Origin of the sequence: Brachybacterium sp. GU-2 (genome assembly GCF_030866705.2) — a bacterium.
In the GTDB taxonomy this organism is placed as follows: Bacteria; Actinomycetota; Actinomycetes; order Actinomycetales; family Dermabacteraceae; genus Brachybacterium; species Brachybacterium conglomeratum.
In genome coordinates this window covers 1,175,140-1,194,990 of record NZ_CP133037.2, presented here as the reverse complement: position 1 = coordinate 1,194,990, position 19,851 = coordinate 1,175,140, and the positions used below count along the sequence as shown (strand labels likewise).

Annotated in this window: 17 protein-coding genes; 13 read left to right on the top strand and 4 right to left on the bottom strand. The window is 72.0% G+C overall.

Going from position 1 to position 19,851, the window contains the following annotated elements:
- The first annotated feature begins 107 nt into the window (after positions 1 to 107).
- The 9 genes from dapA to RBL05_RS05460 all read left to right on the top strand — a co-directional run bounded on the left by dapA (position 108) and on the right by RBL05_RS05460 (position 9,862).
- Entirely contained in the window at positions 108 to 1,016 is a 909-nt protein-coding gene (gene dapA, locus RBL05_RS05500; protein WP_318604140.1) for a 4-hydroxy-tetrahydrodipicolinate synthase, read from the top strand.
- A 31-nt stretch (positions 1,017 to 1,047) separates the two neighbouring features.
- Entirely contained in the window at positions 1,048 to 2,742 is a 1,695-nt protein-coding gene (locus RBL05_RS05495; RefSeq protein WP_308740333.1) for a ribonuclease J, read from the top strand.
- 148 nt (positions 2,743 to 2,890) lie between these two features.
- Complete coding sequence (locus tag RBL05_RS05490; RefSeq protein ID WP_308740334.1) at positions 2,891 to 5,821, top strand: FtsK/SpoIIIE family DNA translocase; 2,931 nt, start codon at positions 2,891 to 2,893, stop codon at positions 5,819 to 5,821.
- A gap of 56 nt (positions 5,822 to 5,877) precedes the next feature.
- On the top strand, positions 5,878 to 6,477 hold the full coding sequence (pgsA, locus tag RBL05_RS05485) for a CDP-diacylglycerol--glycerol-3-phosphate 3-phosphatidyltransferase (protein ID WP_263311730.1): 600 nt from the start codon (positions 5,878 to 5,880) through the stop codon (positions 6,475 to 6,477).
- The gene (locus tag RBL05_RS05480) at positions 6,474 to 6,980 is read left to right on the top strand and encodes a CinA family protein (RefSeq protein WP_308740335.1); all 507 of its coding nucleotides are present in this window, start codon (positions 6,474 to 6,476) and stop codon (positions 6,978 to 6,980) included. Before pgsA ends, RBL05_RS05480 begins: the two co-directional genes overlap by 4 nt.
- A 198-nt stretch (positions 6,981 to 7,178) precedes the next feature.
- Positions 7,179 to 7,484: a helix-turn-helix domain-containing protein gene (locus RBL05_RS05475; protein ID WP_263311732.1), complete on the top strand. Its 306-nt coding sequence runs from the start codon at positions 7,179 to 7,181 to the stop codon at positions 7,482 to 7,484.
- Between the two features lies 1 nt (position 7,485).
- On the top strand, positions 7,486 to 7,710 hold the full coding sequence (locus tag RBL05_RS05470; protein ID WP_308740336.1) for a DUF3046 domain-containing protein: 225 nt from the start codon (positions 7,486 to 7,488) through the stop codon (positions 7,708 to 7,710).
- Positions 7,711 to 7,978: 268 nt separating this feature from the next.
- Positions 7,979 to 9,097 (top strand): recombinase RecA, encoded by a 1,119-nt coding sequence (recA, locus tag RBL05_RS05465; protein WP_263311734.1) that lies wholly within the window; start codon positions 7,979 to 7,981, stop codon positions 9,095 to 9,097.
- 3 nt (positions 9,098 to 9,100) lie between these two features.
- Positions 9,101 to 9,862: a regulatory protein RecX gene (locus RBL05_RS05460; protein ID WP_308740337.1), complete on the top strand. Its 762-nt coding sequence runs from the start codon at positions 9,101 to 9,103 to the stop codon at positions 9,860 to 9,862.
- Positions 9,863 to 9,920: 58 nt separating this feature from the next.
- Here the strand turns inward: RBL05_RS05460 and RBL05_RS05455 are convergent, their stop codons facing one another.
- Both RBL05_RS05455 and RBL05_RS05450 read right to left on the bottom strand, forming a co-directional pair.
- Positions 9,921 to 11,957: a TRAP transporter permease gene (locus tag RBL05_RS05455; RefSeq protein WP_308740338.1), complete on the bottom strand. Its 2,037-nt coding sequence runs from the start codon at positions 11,955 to 11,957 to the stop codon at positions 9,921 to 9,923.
- Between the two features lies 1 nt (position 11,958).
- On the bottom strand, positions 11,959 to 12,972 hold the full coding sequence (locus RBL05_RS05450; protein ID WP_308740339.1) for a TAXI family TRAP transporter solute-binding subunit: 1,014 nt from the start codon (positions 12,970 to 12,972) through the stop codon (positions 11,959 to 11,961).
- Positions 12,973 to 13,158: 186 nt separating this feature from the next.
- Here RBL05_RS05450 and miaB point away from each other — a divergent pair, with 186 nt between their 5' ends.
- Positions 13,159 to 14,724, top strand: coding sequence for a tRNA (N6-isopentenyl adenosine(37)-C2)-methylthiotransferase MiaB (gene miaB / locus RBL05_RS05445; protein WP_308740340.1), 1,566 nt, complete (start codon positions 13,159 to 13,161; stop codon positions 14,722 to 14,724).
- A gap of 138 nt (positions 14,725 to 14,862) precedes the next feature.
- Here miaB and RBL05_RS05440 read toward each other — a convergent pair whose 3' ends face one another.
- A complete protein-coding gene (locus tag RBL05_RS05440; protein WP_263311739.1) occupies positions 14,863 to 15,285 on the bottom strand; it encodes a YbjN domain-containing protein in 423 nt (140 codons plus the stop codon).
- A gap of 209 nt (positions 15,286 to 15,494) precedes the next feature.
- On the opposite strand from RBL05_RS05440, the gene miaA reads away from it, so the two are divergent.
- Together miaA and dapF are read left to right on the top strand one after the other, a co-directional pair.
- Positions 15,495 to 16,478: a tRNA (adenosine(37)-N6)-dimethylallyltransferase MiaA gene (gene miaA, locus RBL05_RS05435; RefSeq protein WP_308740341.1), complete on the top strand. Its 984-nt coding sequence runs from the start codon at positions 15,495 to 15,497 to the stop codon at positions 16,476 to 16,478.
- A gap of 9 nt (positions 16,479 to 16,487) precedes the next feature.
- Positions 16,488 to 17,342 carry a diaminopimelate epimerase gene (dapF, locus tag RBL05_RS05430; protein WP_308740342.1) on the top strand — a complete coding sequence of 285 codons (855 nt, stop codon included), beginning with the start codon at positions 16,488 to 16,490 and terminating at the stop codon, positions 17,340 to 17,342.
- Between the two features lie 42 nt (positions 17,343 to 17,384).
- On the opposite strand, the gene RBL05_RS05425 is transcribed toward dapF, so the two are convergent.
- Complete coding sequence (locus RBL05_RS05425) at positions 17,385 to 17,999, bottom strand: class I SAM-dependent methyltransferase (RefSeq protein ID WP_263311742.1); 615 nt, start codon at positions 17,997 to 17,999, stop codon at positions 17,385 to 17,387.
- 196 nt (positions 18,000 to 18,195) lie between these two features.
- On the opposite strand from RBL05_RS05425, the gene hflX reads away from it, so the two are divergent.
- A complete protein-coding gene (gene hflX, locus RBL05_RS05420) occupies positions 18,196 to 19,755 on the top strand; it encodes a GTPase HflX (RefSeq protein ID WP_308740343.1) in 1,560 nt (519 codons plus the stop codon).
- Positions 19,756 to 19,851: the final 96 nt, after the last annotated feature.

Here is a 19,851-nt window from a genome sequence, read left to right as displayed (position 1 = left end):
GCCCGCCGCGGCACGGCGCCGACGGACCCGCCGCGTGCCGGGACGGCACGGGACACGGCCGCCCCTGCACTAGGATCCGGGCAGCAGCACTTCCCCTGGAGGAGACCATGAGCAGCACCGACCAGCGCCCTGCGCGACCGTTCGGCGCGGTGGGGACCGCGATGGTCACCCCGCTGAGCGAGGACGGCCACCGCGTCGACCTCGACGCGGCCCAGTCGCTCGCCGCCCACGTCGTCGAGCACGGCCACGACCTCGTCGTCGTCTCCGGCACGACGGGGGAGGCGCCCACCCTCACCGACGTCGAGAAGATCGACCTGGCCCGCGCCGTGGTCGAGGCCGTCGGCGAGCGGGCGACCGTGGTCGCCGGGGTCGGCACCTACGACACCGCCCACTCGATCGACCTCGCCCGCGCGCACGCCGAGGTCGGCGTCGACGGGCTGCTCGTGGTCACGCCCTACTACTCCAAGCCCTCCCAGGCCGGGGTCGTCTCCCACACCACCGCGATCGCGGACTCCACCGACCTGCCGGTGATGCTCTACGACATCCCCGGCCGCGCCGGGATCCCGCTGGCGCTGGAGACCCTGCTGCGCCTGGCGGAGAACCCGCGCATCGTCGCGGTGAAGGACGCCAAGGCCGACCTCCAGCAGGCCTCCCTCGTCATGGCGCAGACCGACCTCGTCTACTACTCCGGCGAGGACGCGCTGAACCTGCCCTGGCTGACGCTCGGCGCGGCCGGCATGGTCTCCGTGGTCAGCCAGATCGCCGGCGACATCGAGCGGGAGATGGTCGAGGCGGTGGACCGCTCCGACCTGCCCGCCGCCCTCGAGGCCCATCGCCGGCTCGTGCCCGTGGTCGAGGCGGTCATGAACCGGATGCCCGGCGCTGTCGCCGCGAAGGCCGCGCTGCACCTGCAGGGCGTGCTGCCGCACGCCGCGATGCGCGGGCCGCACCTGCCCGCCGACGCCACCCAGCTGCGCGAGCTCTCCGCCGCACTGGACGCCGCCGGCCTGCTCTGACCCGATCCGCCCGAGTGCCGAGGAGACCCAGATGACCGCCGCCTTCACCGACCGTCTCCCCGCACCGCCCGAGCTCGCCCCGGGCACGCTGCGGATCACGCCGCTGGGCGGCCTCGGCGACGTGGGCCGCAACATGACCGTCCTCGAGTACGAGGGCCGCCTGCTGATCGTCGACTGCGGGGTGCTCTTCCCCGAGGAGTCCCAGCCCGGCGTGGACCTGATCCTGCCGGACTTCGACATGCTCGAGGACCGGCTCGACGACGTCGCCGCGATCGTGCTCACCCACGGGCACGAGGACCACATCGGCGCCGTGCCCTACCTGCTGCGGCGCAAGCCCGACATCCCGCTGGTGGGCAGCCGGCTGACCCTCGCCTTCATCGAGGCGAAGCTGCGCGAGCACCGCATCCGTCCCGTCACCCTCGCCGTCGCGGAGGGGCAGACCGAGAGCTTCGGCCCCTTCGAGTGCGAGTTCGTGGCCGTGAACCACTCGATCCCCGACGCGCTCGCGGTGCACGTGAGCACCCCCGCCGGGACCGTCCTGCACACCGGCGACTTCAAGATGGACCAGCTCCCGCTCGACGGCCGGATCACCGACCTGCGCGCCTTCGCCCGCCTCGGCGAGGCCGGGGTGGACCTGTTCATGACCGACTCCACCAACGCCGAGGTCCCCGGCTTCACCGTCGGCGAGCAGGAGATCGGCCCGGTGCTGGAGGGGATCTTCGCCCGCGCACGCCAGAAGATCGTCGTGGCCTCCTTCTCCAGCCACGTCCACCGCGTCCAGCAGGTGCTCGACGCCGCCGCGGCGCACGGGCGGAAGGTCGCCTTCGTGGGCCGCTCGATGGTGCGGAACATGGGCATCGCCGCGGACATGGGCTACCTCCGCGTCCCCGAGGACACCCTCGTCGACGTCAAGCGGATCGACTCCCTGCCCGACGAGCAGGTGGTGCTGATGTGCACCGGCAGCCAGGGCGAGCCGATGGCGGCGCTGGGCCGCATCGCGAACCGCGACCACCGCGTCTCCGTCGGCCCCGGCGACGTGGTCATCCTCGCCTCCTCCCTCATCCCCGGCAACGAGAACGCGGTCTTCCGCGTGGTCAACGGTCTCGTGGCGCTCGGCGCCGAGGTGGTCCACAAGGGCAGCGCCAAGGTCCACACCTCCGGGCACGCCAGCGAGGGCGAGCTGCTGTACTGCTACAACATCGTGCGGCCGAGGAACGTCATGCCCATCCACGGCGAGGTCCGCCACCTCATCGCCAACGGCCGCATCGCCGAGGCCACCGGCGTGCCGCGCGAGCGCGTGGTCCTCGCCCGCGACGGCCAGGTCGTGGACCTGAAGGACGGGATCGCCGAGGTGGTCGGGGAGATCCCCAACGGTTACGTGTACGTGGACGGCTCGAGCGTCGGCGAGATCTCCGAGGCCGACCTCAAGGACCGCCGCATCCTCGGCGACGAGGGGTTCATCTCCCTGTTCGCGGTCGTGAACTCCGAGACCGGGGCGCTGATCGCGGGACCCGAGATCCACGCCCGCGGCGTCGCCGAGGACGACGCGGTCTTCGACCGGCTCCGGCCCGACATCGTCAAGGCACTCGAGCAGGCGGTCGCCGACCAGGCCGACCGCCGCGACACCTACCAGCTGCAGCAGGTCATGCGGCGGGTCGTCGGCCGCTACGTCGGCCAGCGGCTGCGCCGGCGCCCCATGATCATCCCGGTGGTCGTCGAGGCCTGAGCCTCCCGCGTCCCGCCGAGCCGGACACGTGCCCGCGGCGCGGCCCGGGGGCGGAACCCCTGTCGGCGGCGTGATCCGCACCCCGCGGGACCGGATCGCGCGGGTCGCCTCCCGGGCCGAGCGGGGGCCGGAATGTACCATCGGGACCATGGCGACACGTACGTCTTCCCCCGCACGTGCGTCGAAAGGCTCGTCCCGCTCCTCGGCCTCCGGCAGCTCCCGGACCCGCGGAGCCGCGGCGAACGACCCCTCGACGCTCCCCCTGCCGGTGCGCGCAGTGCGCTCCGGCTATCTGGCGATCGCCCGCATGGTCGGCGGCATGGTCCGCGGCATCGGGGTGCAGCGCTGGGAGGTCGAGCCCGAGCAGCGGCGCGACGGCTACGCGCTGTTCCTGATGCTCATCGCGGTGCTCGTCGCCGTGGTCGAGTGGTGGCAGTCCAGCGGACCCGTGCTCGGCGCCGTGCACACCGTGGTCGCCGGCACCTTCGGGATCTCCTCCATGGTGATCCCGCTGCTGGCCGCCGGCTGGTCGCTGCGCATGTTCCGGCGCCCCGACCAGGTGCGCGCCAACACCCGCATCTCGATAGGGATCGCCGTGCTGCTCACCGCGATCTCCGCCATCGCCTCGGTCTCGGCGCGGCTGCCCGCCCCGGCCGACGGCATCGACGCCCTCGCCCGAGGCGGCGGCGTGCTCGGCTATCTCGCGGCCGCGCCGCTCGAGGCGCTGCTGCCGCCGCTGGCCGTCGTGATCATCCACTCCGCCCTGATCGCCTTCGGCATCCTCGTGCTCACCGCGACGCCGGTCGAGTCGATCCCCTCCCGCCTGCGCGGCGTCTACGACGTGATGGTCGGCCGCAGCGAGGAGGAGGACGAGGAGCGCATCGCCTTCGGCCTGCGCCCGCGCCGCGTCGACCCGGCAGTGCACGAGCAGGAGACCGAGGCCCAGCCCGCAGCCCGCACCCGTCGCCGCACCCGCAAGGAGAAGGCGGAGGCCGCGGAGGCCGAACGGGACCACGAGGCGTTCGGCTACGCCGGCGACGAGGCCTTCGAGCAGGGCGTGGCCGAGGAGGGCCGCCCCGGCGCAAAGAAGCCGGGTCGCGCCGGCAAGGGCGCGAAGGCGGCAAAGGCCGGCCCCGCCGGTCCGCGCCGCGGCGCCCCGGAGGACGCGACCGAGGTCTTCGACGTCGTCGAGGACGAGAACCAGCGCGCCAAGACCTTCCCCACCGGCGACGAGGCGCCCACCGCGGCGCTGCCCGCCAAGGGGGCCCGCGGCGGCGACCGCACCACCCCCATGCCCACGAAGAAGGCGCCCGCCGCCGCACCGGCGGAGAAGCCCGAGGACGCGACCGAGCTGGTGCATCCGCCGATGGGCGACCTGCCCCGCGCGGGCGAGCAGCTCGAGCTCGCCGGCGACGTGGTCTACACCCTGCCGGAGTCCTCCTTCCTGCTCGAGGGGCCGCCGCACAAGACCCGCTCCGAGGCCAACGACCGGGTGGTCAGCGCGCTCGAGGAGGTCTTCGCGCAGTTCAAGGTCGCCGCCGAGGTGGTGGGCTTCTCCCGTGGCCCGACGGTCACCCGCTACGAGGTCGAGCTCGAGCCCGGCACCAAGGTCGAGAAGGTCACGGCGCTGGACAAGAACATCGCCTACGCCGTCGCGAGCTCGGACGTGCGGATCCTCTCGCCGATCCCCGGCAAGAAGGCGATCGGCATCGAGATCCCCAACACCGACCGCGAGACCGTCGCGCTCGGCGACGTGCTGCGCAGCCAGGTCGCCCGCCGCAACGAGCACCCGCTGGTGATGGGCGTGGGCAAGGACGTCGAGGGCGGGTTCGTCGTCGCGAACCTCGCCAAGATGCCGCACCTGCTGGTCGCGGGCGCCACCGGCGCCGGCAAGTCCAGCTTCGTCAACTCGATGATCACCTCGATCCTCATGCGCGCCACCCCGGAGGAGGTGCGGATGGTGCTGGTGGACCCCAAGCGCGTGGAGCTCACCATCTACGAGGGCATCCCGCACCTGATCACCCCGATCATCACCAACCCGAAGAAGGCCGCCGAGGCGCTCGAGTGGGTCGTCAAGGAGATGGACGCCCGCTACGACGACCTCGCCGCCTTCGGGTTCAAGCACATCGACGACTTCAACAAGGCCGTGCGCGCCGGGGAGGTGCAGGTCCCCGCCGGCAGCGAGCGGCGCCTTGCCCCCTACCCGTACCTGCTGGTGGTCGTCGACGAGCTCGCGGACCTCATGATGGTCGCCCCCCGCGACGTCGAGGCCTCGATCCAGCGCATCACCCAGCTCGCCCGTGCCGCGGGGATCCACCTGATCCTCGCCACGCAGCGCCCGTCGGTCGACGTCGTCACCGGCATCATCAAGGCGAACGTGCCCAGCCGCCTCGCCTTCTCGACCTCCTCCCTGCAGGACTCCCGCGTCATCCTCGACACGCCCGGTGCGGAGAAGCTCATCGGCCAGGGCGACGCCCTGTTCCACCCGATGGGCAAGGCGAAGCCGATGCGCGTCCAGGGCGCCTGGGTCAACGAGTCGGAGATCCACAAGGTCGTCGACCACGTCAAGACGCAGATGACGCCGAACTACCGCGAGGACGTCACCGTCGTCGCGGAGAAGAAGCAGATCGACGACGACATCGGTGACGATCTCGAGGTGCTGCTGCAGGCCGCGGAGCTCGTGGTCACCACGCAGTTCGGCTCGACCTCCATGCTGCAGCGCAAGCTGCGCGTCGGCTTCGCGAAGGCGGGCCGGCTGATGGACCTGCTCGAGTCCCGCGAGATCGTCGGCCCCTCCGAGGGCTCGAAGGCCCGCGACGTGCTCGTCCACCCCGACGAGCTCGGCACCGCGATCGCCCGCATCCGCGGGGAGGAAGCCCCGAGCGGGGAGGGCGACGAGCCCTACGGCGCCGACCAGGCCGTGGACCTCGAGCCCGAGCCGACCGAGCCCGTGGGCGAGGGGAGCGCCGACCGGTACGGCAGCGACCCGCTCGCCGACGACGGCACCGAGCCCGCCGTCGACTACTACGACGAGGACGACGAGGAGAGCGAGGACGCCTGGAGCCTCACCGGCCGCTGAGCGTCCCGCCCCCGTCCCGCCCTCGTATCCCGTCCCGCCGCACCCCAGGAGCACCGATGACCACGAAGCCCGAGGCCGAGGTCCCGCTGTGGAACATCGCCAACATCCTCACCATGCTGCGCTGTGTCATGGTGCCGCTGCTGGTGGTGCTCGCGATCCTCTATCCCGACTCGGTCGGAGGGCGTCTGCTCGTCGCCGCGGTGTTCGTCCTGGCGATGATCACCGACTTCGTCGACGGGCACCTCGCCCGCAGCCGCAACCTGATCACCGACTTCGGCAAGATCATGGACCCGATCGCGGACAAGGCGATCACGGGCGCGGCGCTGATCATGCTCTCCGTGTGGGAGTACGTCCCCTGGTGGATGACCGTGCTGATCCTGGTGCGCGAGATCGGCATCACCGTCATGCGCTTCACCATCCTGAAGTACGGGGCGCTGCCGGCGAACATGGCCGGCAAGGCGAAGACGATGGTGCAGTCCATCGCGATCACCTTCTGCCTCATCCCCTTCGAGCTGTGGTGGTCCCCGGCGCGCTGGATCGGCCTGGCCCTGGTGCTGCTGGCCGTGGTGCTGACCGTGTGGTCCGGCCTGGTGAACCTCAAGGACGGCCTGCGCCTGCGCCGTGAGGCGCTCTCGGCGGGGACCGCGCAGGCATGAGCGGGACCCCCGCCGCGGTGATCGACGCCGCCGCGGTGATCGACGCGGCGCGCGAGCGCGGCTGGTCCCTCGCGACCGCCGAGTCGCTCACGGCCGGCGCGGTCGTGGCCCGACTGGTCGACGTGCCCGGCGCGAGCGATGTCGTCGCCGGGGGAGCGGCCTGTTACTCCTACGCGGCGAAGAGCCGAGTGCTCGGCGTGGACGCCGGGCTGCTCGAGCGCACCGGCGCGGTGACCGCGCAGGTCGCCGCCGCGATGGCCGAGGGCGCGCAGCGGCTGTACGACGCCGACCTCGCCGTGTCCACGACCGGAGTGGCCGGCCCCGGCCCCGACGCGCGGGGTGTGCCGGAGGGCACGGTGCACCTGGGGATCGCCCGACGCGGCGGTCCCGCCCGCACCCGTGAGGTCCGTCTCAGCGGCGGGAGAGCCGAGATCCGGGCCCTCGCCGTCGAGGCGGCCCTCGATGAGCTCGCCGTCGAGCTCGCCGATCCGTCCGAGTCCTGATCAGCCGGGGACGACGCGGTCCTCTCCTCCCCGACGTCCACCGTGCACATCTTCAGCGAACCCTCGGACGTGGCCCACTACACTCTGGGGAACACTCTCGCGGGAGGACGCGTTGGGCTCTACGTGATGACGACGACGTACCGCATCCCAGAGGTGCATGAGAAGTTCATCCAGAGTCAGAGGAAGGGAGGAAGGTCCATGATCCTGTACCGCCAGGAGCTGGGGGACGTGCTGCGCGATGCGCGCCGTGCCCAGGGCCGCACGCTGCGGCAGGTGTCCTCCGACGCGCGCGTCTCGCTGGGCTATCTCAGCGAGATCGAGCGCGGGCAGAAGGAGGCCTCCAGCGAGCTGCTCGTCTCCGTGACCGACGCCCTCGGTCTCCCGCTGTCCTTCGTCCTGCGCGAGGTCTCCGATCGCATCGCGGTCGCCGAGCGCGTGACGATCCCGGACACGGTCCCCGAGGGGCTCGCCGACGGCACCGCGCCGCTGGTCGGCGCCAGCTGAGGTGCGCCGCAGCGAGTTCGCGGAGCTGGCCGATCACGTGTTCGGCTCGTCGCTGGCCCGCACCTACACCCACGACCTCGTGCTCGAGGAGGTCGGCGGCCTGACCGCCGCCGAGGCACTCGAGCGCGGGGTCGCCGTGCGTGCGGTGTGGACCGCGCTGTGCGAGGCGATGGAGGTCCCCGAGTCCGCCCGCTGGGAGATCCCTGTCGAGCAGCGACGACGCTGACGTCCCCCGGGGCCGGCGCCGCCGCCGGCCCCGCAGGATCGCTGCGGAACACGCGGCGCGACACGCCCGTGGCCGACTTGAGTTCGAACGTCTGTTCGGTAGTCTGTGTCCGTCGGTCCCCGGGCATCGTGCCCGCCTCAGCACCTCTCCTCCCCAGCGCCCCGTCATCCACAGGGGCACCGGGGCAACGGCGAATGTCGGGGTCGGCGCCTACTGTGGCCGCAAGGTCACCACGTCGGCCCACCTGGCCCTCAGGAAGGAACACCCCATGGCTGCATCGAAGTCCGCCCCCAAGTCCACCGCGAAGGATCGCGGCTCCTCCCTCGACAACGCCCTCGCCCAGATCGACCGCCAGTTCGGCAAGGGATCGATCATGCGGCTCGGCGACGACACCCGCCCGCCCGTCGAGGTCATCCCCACCGGATCTGTCGCGCTGGACGCCGCCCTCGGGGTCGGCGGCCTGCCCCGCGGCCGCATCGTCGAGATCTACGGTCCGGAGTCCTCGGGCAAGACCACCGTCGCTCTCCACGCGGTCGCCAACGCGCAGCGCAACGGCGGCATCGCCGCGTTCATCGACGCCGAGCACGCGCTGGACCCCGAGTACGCCAAGAAGCTCGGCGTGGACACCGACGCCCTGCTGGTCTCCCAGCCGGACACCGGCGAGCAGGCCCTCGAGATCACCGACATGCTGATCCGCTCCGGCGCGCTGGACATCGTCGTGGTCGACTCCGTCGCCGCGCTCGTGCCCAAGGCCGAGATCGAGGGCGAGATGGGCGACTCCCACGTCGGCCTCCAGGCCCGCCTCATGTCGCAGGCGCTGCGCAAGCTCACCGGCGCGCTGTCCTCCTCGGGCACCACCGCGATCTTCATCAACCAGCTGCGCGAGAAGATCGGCGTCTTCTTCGGCAGCCCCGAGACCACCACCGGCGGCAAGGCGCTGAAGTTCTACGCCTCGGTCCGCATGGACATCCGCCGCATCGAGACCCTGAAGTCCGGCTCCGACGCCGTCGGCAACCGCACCCGCGTCAAGGTCGTCAAGAACAAGATGGCCCCGCCCTTCAAGCAGGCCGAGTTCGACATCCTCTACGGCGAGGGCATCTCCCGCGAGGGCGGCCTGATCGATCTCGGCGTGGAGCACGGCGTGGTCCGCAAGTCCGGCGCCTGGTTCACCTACGAGGGCGACCAGCTGGGGCAGGGCAAGGAGAACTCCCGCCAGTTCCTCAAGGACAACCCGGACCTCGCCGCGGAGATCGAGGAGAAGATCCTGCGCACCCTCGGAGTCGGCAAGTACGCCGCAGAGCAGTCCGCCCCCGAGACCGAGATCGGAGCCGAGGACGTGCTGGGCGAGGACGAGTTCCTCGACGAGGACGTCCCCGCCACCATCTGAGCGATGACTCCTCGGCACCACCCCGGCGGCGCCGGCGACCAGCAGGTCGTCGGCGCCGACGACGTCCCTGCGCGGCCCCCGGACGCAGCACCGCACGCGGACCGGTCCGTGACCGCCTCCCCGCGGCAGAGCTCCCCAGGGGCGGCCCCCGGCCGGCGCACGAGCCCCGCGCAGCAGGTGACCGAGCAGCTCGCCACCCGCACCCGGGAGATCCTCGAGCGGCCGCGTGTCGAACAGAGCGAGGAGGAGCGCGCGCGGGAGAAGCAGGTCGTGCACGAGTGCCGGTACCTGATGCGCCTGCTGTCCACGCGGCGTCGCTCCGAGGGGGAGATGCGTCAGCGGCTGGCCGAGCGGGAGGTCCCCGCGGACATCGCCCACGAGACGATGGCCCGCATCGCCCGCGCCGACCTGATCGACGACGCCGCCTTCGCCCGCGAGTGGGTCCAGCAGCGCCGCTCCCTGCGCGCCCTCGGCGACGAGGCGCTGCGCCGCGAGCTCGGGGCCCGGCGCGTCGACGCCGAGCTGATCGAGGCCGCTCTCGCGGACGGGCAGAGCGACGAAGAGCAGCGCTGCCGCGAGCTGATCCGCTCCCGCCTCGACCACCGCGACCGGGAACGGCTGCGCGAGGAGCGCGACGGCAGCCACCGCCGGAGGCTCTCGCGTCGACTCGACGCGCTCCTGACCCGCAAGGGCTACCCCGGCGACCTCGCCGTCCACGTGATCGCGGGCGAGCTGCGCGCCGCGGCCGAGGACCCCGCCGCCTGAGCAGGCGGGCGCCGCACGGCGCGCCGCCGCGCAGGACGTGGGCCCGGATCAGCCCGTCTCAGCCCGTCGAGGCCGCTCCGTCGGAGGCGTCCTCCCGATCAGCCACCGAGGGGCTGTCACCGCGGGATCCGCGGCGCCTGATGAGCTGCAGGACCACGGCGATCACCGCGAGCACGAGGCCCGCCACGGAGACGACCACGTGCGGATAGACCATCAGCACGCCGCCGATGAGGAGCAGAGCCCGCTCCAGGGCGCTGGTCCGCCCGAAGAAGTACCGCGCGAGCCCGGCCGCGATCACCATCATCCCCAGGACCAGGGTGGCCAGCGCCGGGATCAGCTCGGCGATCGTTCCCTGGAGCAGCAGGGACGGCTCCAGGACGAACACGAAGGGGATCAGGAACGCCGCGATCGCCAGCTTGACCGCCGTGACCCCGGTCTTCATCGGATTCGCACCTGCGATCCCTGCACCGGCATAGGCCGCGAGGCACACCGGCGGAGTGATGTCGGCGAGGATGCCGAAGAAGAACACGAACATGTGCGCCGCGATCACCGGCACCTCGAAGTTGTTGATCAGGATCGGCGCCGCGATGGTCGCGGTGACCACGTAGTTCGCCGTCGTCGGCAGACCCATGCCCAGGATCACGCAGACGATCATCGTCATCAGCAGCACCAGCAGGAAGCTGCCCTGGGCGATGTCGATGATCGAACCGCCGAGGCGGCTGCCCAGCCCCGTGCTGGTCACGGTGCCGGCGACGATTCCCGCCGTGGCGCAGGCGGCGATCACCGGCAGTGCAGTGCGAGCGCCCGCCTCCAGCATCTTCACGATCCCGACGAAGCCCAGCCTGGTCGACTTCCTCAGGAAACTCAGCACGAAGGCCGCGCCGATGCCCCACAGCGCCGCACGGGCCGGGGAGAAGCCGTCCAGCATCATCCACACGATGATCACCAGCGGAATGATCAGGTCCGCCCGTTTCGCAAGCGACTTCCAGGACGGGAGCATCGACGCGGGCAGACCGCCGAGCCCGTTGCGCTTGGCATCGAAGTGGACAGAGAGCATGACGCCGAGGAAGTACAGCAGCGCGGGGATGATCGCGATGACGATGATCTCCGCATAGGGCACGCCGGTGTACTCCGCCATGATGAACGCGGCCGCGCCCATGATCGGCGGCATGAACTGGCCTCCGGTGGACGCGGTGGCCTCGGTGGCCCCGGCGACGTGCGGCTTGAACCCGGCCTTCTTCATGATCGGGATCGTGAAGGACCCCGAGGCCACCGTGTTGGCGACCGAGGATCCGGAGATCATGCCCTGCAGACCGCTGGCGGCGACCGCGGCCTTGGCCGGACCGCCGGTGAAGCGCCCCGCGACGCGGAACGCGAGGTCGTTGAAGAAGGCGCCGATGTTCGTGCGGATCAGCACCACCGCGAACAGCAGGAACAGGAAGATGAAGGTCGAGGAGACCTGGATCGGGGTGCCGAACACGCCCGAGCGCGCCGTGAAGAACGTGCCGACCGCGTAGTTCTGCCAGCTCATCCCGTACACGAAGATCGAATACGCGATCGCGAGGGACGCGATGATCACGATCGGCAGCCCCACGCAGCGCCTCGTGGCCTCCAGGACCAGCAGGATCCCCAGGGCGGCGACGATGTAGTCGACCTCCCGGAACCCCATGATCTGCACCAGGTTGCTGGTCAGGTGCCGGTACTCGATGACGATGTACAGGTTCGCGCCGAGGGAGAGGATCGCCAGGACGGCGTCGTACCAGGGCACCCCGTCGGTCAGGCTCACACGCCTGTTGATCGGGTAGAGCAGGAAGATGATGGAGGTCGCGCCGCCGAGGTGGATCGCGCCCTGGATGAGGGAGGGGCGCGATCCGAAGACCCCGGTGTAGAGGTGGAACAGCGTCAGCGCGATCGAGAGACCGCCCACGATCCACACCCAGGCCCCGAGCCCGGTGCGAAAGCGGCTCGCGCTGTCGTGCTCCCTCAGCAGCGCCTCCGTCTGCTCCTCGGCCTCCTTCACGGACTCCGCATCGAGCGGTGCGTCGAGCGCGGAGTCCTCGGGCCGAGGAGCGGACGGCGTGTCGGCAGTGCTCATCTCAGAGGAGCCCCTGCTCCTGGTAGTACTTCTCGGCGCCGGGGTGGAAGGGGACGTCCCCCTGGCCGAACAGGGCGTAGTCGTGTGTGATCAGCTCGCTCTGCGGGAGAGTGATCTGATCGGCGAACTCGAAGGTCGCCGCCGTGATCTCGTAGGCCACCTCGGGGCTGACCTGCGTGGTCGACGCGACCAGGGCCGCGGCGACGGACAGCGTGGTCAGCGGCTCGGTGACGAACTCGTAGGCGCCGGGCTCGATCGTGTAGACCTCGTACAGGGAGCCGTCGGCGATCTCCTGCGCCGTGTCCTCCTCGAGCGAGAGCAGCGTGACGTCGTTGGTGGCGGAGAGGTCGCCGAGCGAGCCGGTCGGGGTGCCCACCACGAAGATCGAGGCGTCGATGTTGCCGTCGCGCAGGAGATCCAGCGAGCTGGAGAAGTCCTGCTCGAAAGGCTCGTAGTCGCCCTCGGCGATCCCATAGGCGGCGAGGATCGCGTCGGAGACCGCACGGGTGCCCGAGCCGACGTCGCCCACGGCGATGCGCTTGCCCTTGAGGTCCGCCACGGACGTGAAATCGGCCTCGGTCAGCGTCACCATGTGCGCGGCCTCCGGATAGAGCGCGGCGATCCAGCCGAGGTTGTCGACCTGCGCCCCCTCGAAGTCGGCGGAGCCGGTGACCGCGGCGTTCGCGGTGTCGGACTGCGCGATCCCGAGCTGCCACTCCTGCTGGAAGATCATCCCGATGTTCTCCACCGAGGCGCCGGAGTCTGTGTAGTTGACGGTGATGCCCTCGATGTTGTCCTGGTAGATGCTCGCGTACTCGCCCCCGAGCGGGTAGTACACGCCGGCGGTGCCGCCGGTGCCGAAGGTCAGGTCGGTGACGAAGTCGCCCTCGCCGCCCTCTGCGGGTGCACCGCCCTCGCCCCCGCCGCTCCCGCCGTCGTCGCCGCAGGCGGCGAGCACACCGGCTCCCAGGATCGAAGCGCCCAGGGCGGCAAAGCTGCGTCGTCGCATTCGCATGTCTACTCCTCGTCAAGGTCGTCACCGGGGAACGAGCACCGGGCGGACAGCTGTATCTCGTCGGCTTCCCCGCAGGTCATGATCACCTTAGGTGGATCCGGAGTGGGGACGGTCACTTCACGGCGATCGTTTCCGCCCTGTGACCTGAGGGCCCGCCCGCCCCGAGCGCCGTACCCTGGGACCACTATGCCTCTCACCGCTCCCGCCCCGCAGCGCGGCACCTACCAGGTGCGCACCTTCGGCTGCCAGATGAACGTGCACGACTCCGAGCGCCTCACCGGCATGCTCGAGGACTCCGGCTACAGCGCCGCCCCTTCGGGAGCGGACCCGCGCCGCGGCGAGGTCGACGTGATCGTGTTCAACACCTGCGCGGTGCGGGAGAACGCGGACAACAAGCTCTACGGCACTCTCGGAGGGCTCCGCCCCGGCAAGGACGCGAACCCGGGCATGCAGATCGCCGTCGGCGGCTGCCTGGCGCAGAAGGACCGCGCCGCGATCGTCGAGCGCGCCCCGTGGGTCGACGTCGTCTTCGGCACCCACAACATCGGCTCGCTGCCGGTGCTGCTGGACCGCGCCCGCCACAATGCGGAGGCCCAGGTCGAGATCCTCGAGTCCCTGGACGTCTTCCCCTCCACGCTGCCCACGCGGCGCGAGTCCGCCTACGCGGCGTGGGTGTCGATCTCCGTGGGCTGCAACAACACCTGCACCTTCTGCATCGTCCCCTCCCTCCGCGGCAAGGAGAAGGACCGCCGGCCCGGCGACGTCCTCGCCGAGGTGCGCGACGCGGTCGACTCCGGCGCGATCGAGGTGACCCTGCTGGGCCAGAACGTGAACTCCTACGGCGTGGAGTTCGGGGACCGCGGCGCCTTCGCGAAGCTGCTGCGCGCCTGCGGCGACGTCGAGGGGCTCGAGCGGGTGCGCTTCACCTCCCCGCACCCGGCGATGTTCACCGACGACGTCATCGACGCGATGGCCGAGACGGACAACGTCATGCCCCAGCTGCACATGCCGCTGCAGTCCGGCTCCGACGACGTGCTGCGCCGGATGAAGCGCTCCTACCGCTCCAAGAAGTTCCTCGGCATCCTCGACCGCGTCCGGGAGCGGATCCCCGAGGCCGCGATCACCACCGACATCATCGTCGGCTTCCCCGGCGAGACCGAGGACGACTTCCAGCGCACCCTCGAGGTGGTCGAGGCCTCCCGCTTCTCCAGCGCCTTCACCTTCCAGTACTCCATCCGCCCCGGCACCCCCGCCGCGACCATGGAGGACCAGATCCCCAAGGAGGTCGTCCAGGAGCGCTTCGAGCGGCTCGTCGCCCTCCAGGACCGCATCGCGCACGAGGAGAACCTGGCCCAGGAGGGGCGCGGCGTGGAGATCCTCGTCGCCGAGGGGGAGGGGGACCGCGACGCCGAGACCCGCCGGCTCTCCGGCCGCGCCCGCGACCACCGCCTGGTGCACTTCTCCGTGCCCACGGACCTGCCCGAGGCGCAGCGGCCGCGGCCCGGCGACCTCGTCACCGCGACGGTCACCCATGCCGCGCCGCACTACCTCATCGCCGACAGCGCCCTCGAGGCGGGCACGCCCCTGCGCGCGGGGGATCCGCGCTTCTCGGTGCGCCGCACCCGATCCGGCGATGCCTGGGAGGCGGGCGTGCAGGGACTGGACGCAGGCGGCTCCTGCGGCACCGGCCACGAGGGAGCGGCACCGGCCGGCCCAGTCACCCTCGGGATGCCGAGCCTGCGCCGCCGCTGAGCCGTCGGCGCGAGGTCCCGTCGTCGGCCGCGGCCGACGACCGCGGGACCCGTCGGCCGCACCCTCCGCACAGGGACGAGCCGGGGCCCTCGCGATCGCTCGCAAGGGCCCCGGCCCGTGGTCCGCCGGAGGCGGGGATCAGGTGTCGAGGTCGTCGAGCTCGGCGCCGAGACGCTCCTCCAGGCTGTGGAAGAAGGCGATCACGGTGCTGAGCCCGCACTTGATCGCGCTGTCGATCTGGGAGTCGAGGGCGCCGGCGCGGAAGTCCGCGGCCAGCTCGCCGTACACGCCGAGGAGACCCTCGGACTCGCGGCGCACGTAGACCTTCGGCCAGATGCGGTTCATGTTCCACTCGTTGCAGAGCTTGATCATCTCGACCTTGCGCGAGACGTCCACCGAATGGCTCCAGCGGCCGCGGGTCTGCAGCACGCCGAGGCCCTCTCCGGTGAGCATGAACTGGAAGCGGTAGTCGTCGAAGCGCGCGCGGACGATCTCCGCGTGCTCGTCGTCCTCGACGAAGGCATAGCCATGGCGCGTGAGGCTCTCCTCGAGCCTCGCCATGCTCACAGGGGCCAGACCAGTGGCCGAGTCCGTCCTGACAGGGGACTCGTTCGGTGCAGTCACTTCCCACCTCGGGCGTTGGACGTAGGGCCTGGCAGGCGTGTCCGTGCCAGGATCGCCGATCACCCTACTCCCTCCACCCGGGAACCGGGCAGGGCCCGTGCCCCCGGGAGCCCGGTGACACCTCCCACACGACTACAGTGCGGGCTGTGGAGCACAGCGCGCAGGACCCCGCCCCCGCCTCGGCGGACACGCCGCTGATCGCCGTGGTGGGCGCGACCGCGACGGGCAAGTCGGACCTCGCGATCGCCCTGGCCCGGCAGCTCGACGGCGAAGTGATCAACGCCGACGCCCTCCAGCTGTACCGCGGCATGGACATCGGCACTGCGAAGGTCACCCCCGACGAGCGCGCCGGGGTGCCTCATCACCTGCTGGACGTCCTCGAGGTCACCGAGGAGGCTAGCGTCTCCGCCTATCAGCGCGACGCGCGTGAGGCGATCGCCGCGATCCGGTCCCGGCGCAGGACCCCGATCCTGGTCGGCGGCTCCGGGCTGTACGTGCGCGCCGTGCTCGACGACATCGAGTTCCCGCCCACCGACGCCGCCCTGCGCGAGCGCCTCGAGCAGCGCATCGCGCAGGAGGGGACGGAGGCGCTGCACCGCGAGCTCGCCGCGAGCGACCCCGAGGCCGCAGGGATCATCGGCCCCCGCGACGCACGCCGGATCGTGCGCGCCCTCGAGGTCGGCACCCTCACCGGGCGACCCTTCACCGCCTTCCTGCCCCGTCCCCTGTACGCCGACGCCTCCACCGTGCAGATCGGGCTGCGCCGCGACCGCGCCCTGCTCCACGAACGGATCGCCGTGCGCGTGGACCGCATGATCGAGGGCGGACTGCTCGAGGAGATCCGCGCGCTGCGGGAGCAGGGGCTCGACCGCGGCCTCACCGCACGCCGCGCGATCGGCTACGAGCAGGGCCTGGCCGTGCTCGACGGCGCCCTCGACTGCGCCCAGGCGATCCAGGACACGGTCACCGGCACCCGCCGGCTGGTCCGCAAGCAGGACACCTGGTTCCGCCGCGATGCGCGGGTGCACTGGCTCGACGCGGACGAGGACGCGGACGGCACCCCCCTCCTCACGCGAGCGCTCGCCGTCCTCGAGGCGCAGGACACAGCGGCCGACGGGTCCCGGCCGTAGGCTTCCGCCATGAGCGCACCCCTCGCCTTCACCAAGGGCCACGGCACCGAGAACGACTTCGTGATCCTCGACGACCCCGACGGCCGGCTCGAGCTGGACGCCGCCCGCGTCGCCGCGCTCGCCGACCGCCGTGCCGGGATCGGCGGCGACGGCGTGATCCGCGCCGTCCGCTCCCGCGCCGCCGGGATCGATGCCCCTGACGACGCCCCCGAATGGTTCATGGACTACCGCAACGCCGACGGCTCGATCGCGGAGATGTGCGGCAACGGGGTCCGCGTCCTGGCCGCGCACCTCCAGCGGGCCGGGCACGTCCGCGAGGACCGCTTCACGATCCTCACCCGCGCCGGTGTGCGCGGCGTCGAGATCCTCGAGCGGCCGACGGGCCCTGGCGCTGCCTGGCAGGTCCGCGTCGGCATGGGCGCCTCCCGCACGGCCTTCGAGGCGCGCACGGTCGAGATCGCCGAGCTGCGCCTGGACGCGACCGACGTCGACATGGGCAATCCTCACGCCGTCGCCTTCCTGCCCGCGGACGTGGACCTCGACGGCCTCGACCTCTCACGCCGACCCGCCCTGGACCCGGAGCCGGTGGACGGAGCGAACATCGAGCTGGTCAGCGAGCGCGGTCCGCACCACGTCGCGATGCGCGTCCACGAGCGCGGGGTGGGGGAGACCCGGTCCTGCGGCACCGGCGTCGCCGCCGTCGCGGTCGCCGCGGCGCTGCGCGCCGCGGACGAGTCCCGCACGCCGTGGACGGTGGACGTGCCCGGCGGGCGGCTCGAGGTGGGCTGGACCGAGGAGGGGGAGGTCACGCTCAGCGGCCCCGCCCAGCTGGTAGCCGACGGGACGACCCTGCTGAGCGCCTGAACGCCTGAGCGCCGGCGGAGCGGGAGCGCTGCCGCCGCCCCGTCAGCTTTCGGGACCGATCTCCAGCACCCGGAAGCCCTTCGCGCTCGCCGCCTTGCCGACCTCCCGCGCGGGCAGCAGCTCGCCGAGCCAGCGCGCGAGCGGGTCGGCGCCGAGGTTCTTCCCCACCACCAGCGCGGCGGTGCCCGTCGGCCGCAGACGCGCCGTCCACTCGCGCAGGAGCTCGTGCAGCGCCGGCTTCCCGATGCGGATCGGCGGATTCGACCACAGGGTGTCCACGGCGAGATCCCCGGGGATCTCCTCCGGCGCGAGAACCCGCAGGTTCTCCACGCCCGCGCGGCGCGCGTTCTCGGCGGTGAGCTCGCGGGCGCGCTCGCTGACGTCCACCGCCCACACCTCGACACCGGGATGCCGCAGCGCCGCCGTCAGGGCGATCGGCCCCCAGCCGCAGCCGAGGTCCACGAGCGTGCCGCCCTCCGGGGGCTCCGCGACCTCGTCGAGGCGGTCCAGCAGCACCGCCGTCGCCTTGTCGAGCCCGTGCCCGCTGAACACGGCGGAGGAGGAGACGAGGTCCAGGTCCCGCCCGGCCAGACGCACAGGCAGCGGGAATCGACGGTCCGGGGCGGAGGGGTTCGCGGTGAAGTAGTGCTCGTCCACCCCCGCAGGATACGGAGCCCCGGCCCCTCACGGCGACGCACGGAGCGGCCCGTGCCCTGATCCTGGCCGTCCCCCGCGTTCGGGGCGTGATCCGACCGTGATCCGGCTCCGCCCAGCGCAAAATCCCTCGACCCGGCCGAGAGGACGTGGGATTCTGGGACGACCGCTTCACCCGACCCAGAGGAGTGCCCCGATCGTGCCCATCGCCTTCCATCCCGAACCCGATTCCGACCGCGACGTCGACGGGACCAGCACGGGAAGGACCGGGGCCGTCGAGCACTCTCCCGCAGTGGAGGACCCCGCGCCCGTCGGCCCCCGTCGCGACCCGCTCACCGAGCGGATCCTCTCCCGCGGCGACGCCTCCGTCCAGGGCACCACCTTCTCCTCGGAGGCCGACGGCGAGCAGTACGACCTCGCCGACCGCCAGGCGCTGCGCCGCGTCGCCGGGCTCTCCACCGAGCTCGAGGACGTCTCCGAGGTCGAGTACCGCCAGCTGCGTCTGGAGCGCGTGGTCCTCGCGGGTCTGTACACCTCCGGCAACTCCGACGAGGCCGAGACGAGCCTGCGCGAGCTCGCCGCGCTCGCCGAGACCGCCGGCTCCGAGGTGCTCGACGGGATCCTCCAGCGCCGCGCCCACCCCGACCCCGCGACCTTCCTGGGCAAGGGCAAGGCCGCCGAGCTCGCCGACATCGTCGCCGAGTCCGGGGCGGACACCGTGATCGCCGACGGCGAGCTCGCTCCCGGCCAGCGCCGCGCCCTCGAGGACATCGTCAAGGTCAAGGTCGTCGACCGCACCGCCCTGATCCTCGACATCTTCGCCCAGCACGCGAAGTCCCGGGAGGGCAAGGCCCAGGTCGAGCTCGCCCAGCTCGAGTACCTCCTGCCGCGTCTGCGCGGCTGGGGCGAGTCCATGTCCCGTCAGGCCGGCGGCCAGGTGGGCGGCGCCGGGGCCGGCATGGGCTCTCGCGGCCCGGGCGAGACGAAGATCGAGCTGGACCGCCGTCGCATCCGGGACCGGATGGCGAAGCTGCGCCGCGAGATCCGGCTCATGACCCCCGGACGCGAGGCGCAGCGCGCCGACCGCCGCCGCCACCAGGTGCCGGCCGTCGCGATCGCCGGCTACACCAACGCCGGGAAGTCCTCCCTGCTGAACCGGCTCACCGGCGCCGGGGTGCTGGTCGAGAACGCGCTGTTCGCGACCCTGGACCCGACCGTCCGCCGCGCCACCACCCCGGACGGGCGCGAGTTCACCTTCGCCGACACCGTCGGCTTCGTGCGCCACCTGCCCACGCAGCTGGTCGAGGCGTTCCGCTCGACACTCGAGGAGGTGGGCGACTCGGACCTCCTCCTGCACGTCGTGGACGCGTCCCATCCCGACCCCGAGGGGCAGGTCACCGCGGTCCGCACCGTGCTCGGCGAGATCGAGGGCTTCGACGTCCCCGAGATCGTCGTGCTGAACAAGGCCGATCTCGCCGCGCCCGAGACCATCGCGCGCCTGCGCAGCCAGGTCGAGGTCAGCGCCGTGGTCTCCGCCCGCACGGGGGAGGGGATCGAGGAGCTGCGCGAGCTGATCGCCGAGCGTCTGCCCCGCCCTGCGGTCGAGGTCGACGTGGTCGTGCCGTACTCCCGCGGCGACCTCGTCTCCCGAGCCCACACCACCGGGGAGGTCCTCGCCGAGGAGCACCTCATGGAGGGCACCCGCGTGCACGCCCTCGTGGACGAGACCCTCGCCGCGGAGATGCGCACCTCGTCCTGAGGCCGCGGTGCGACGGATGACCCAGGAGCCCCGACGATCCGGTGCCGCGGGTGCCCCGGGGATCCCGAGGCCCCGGGCATCGGGAGATCGGGCACA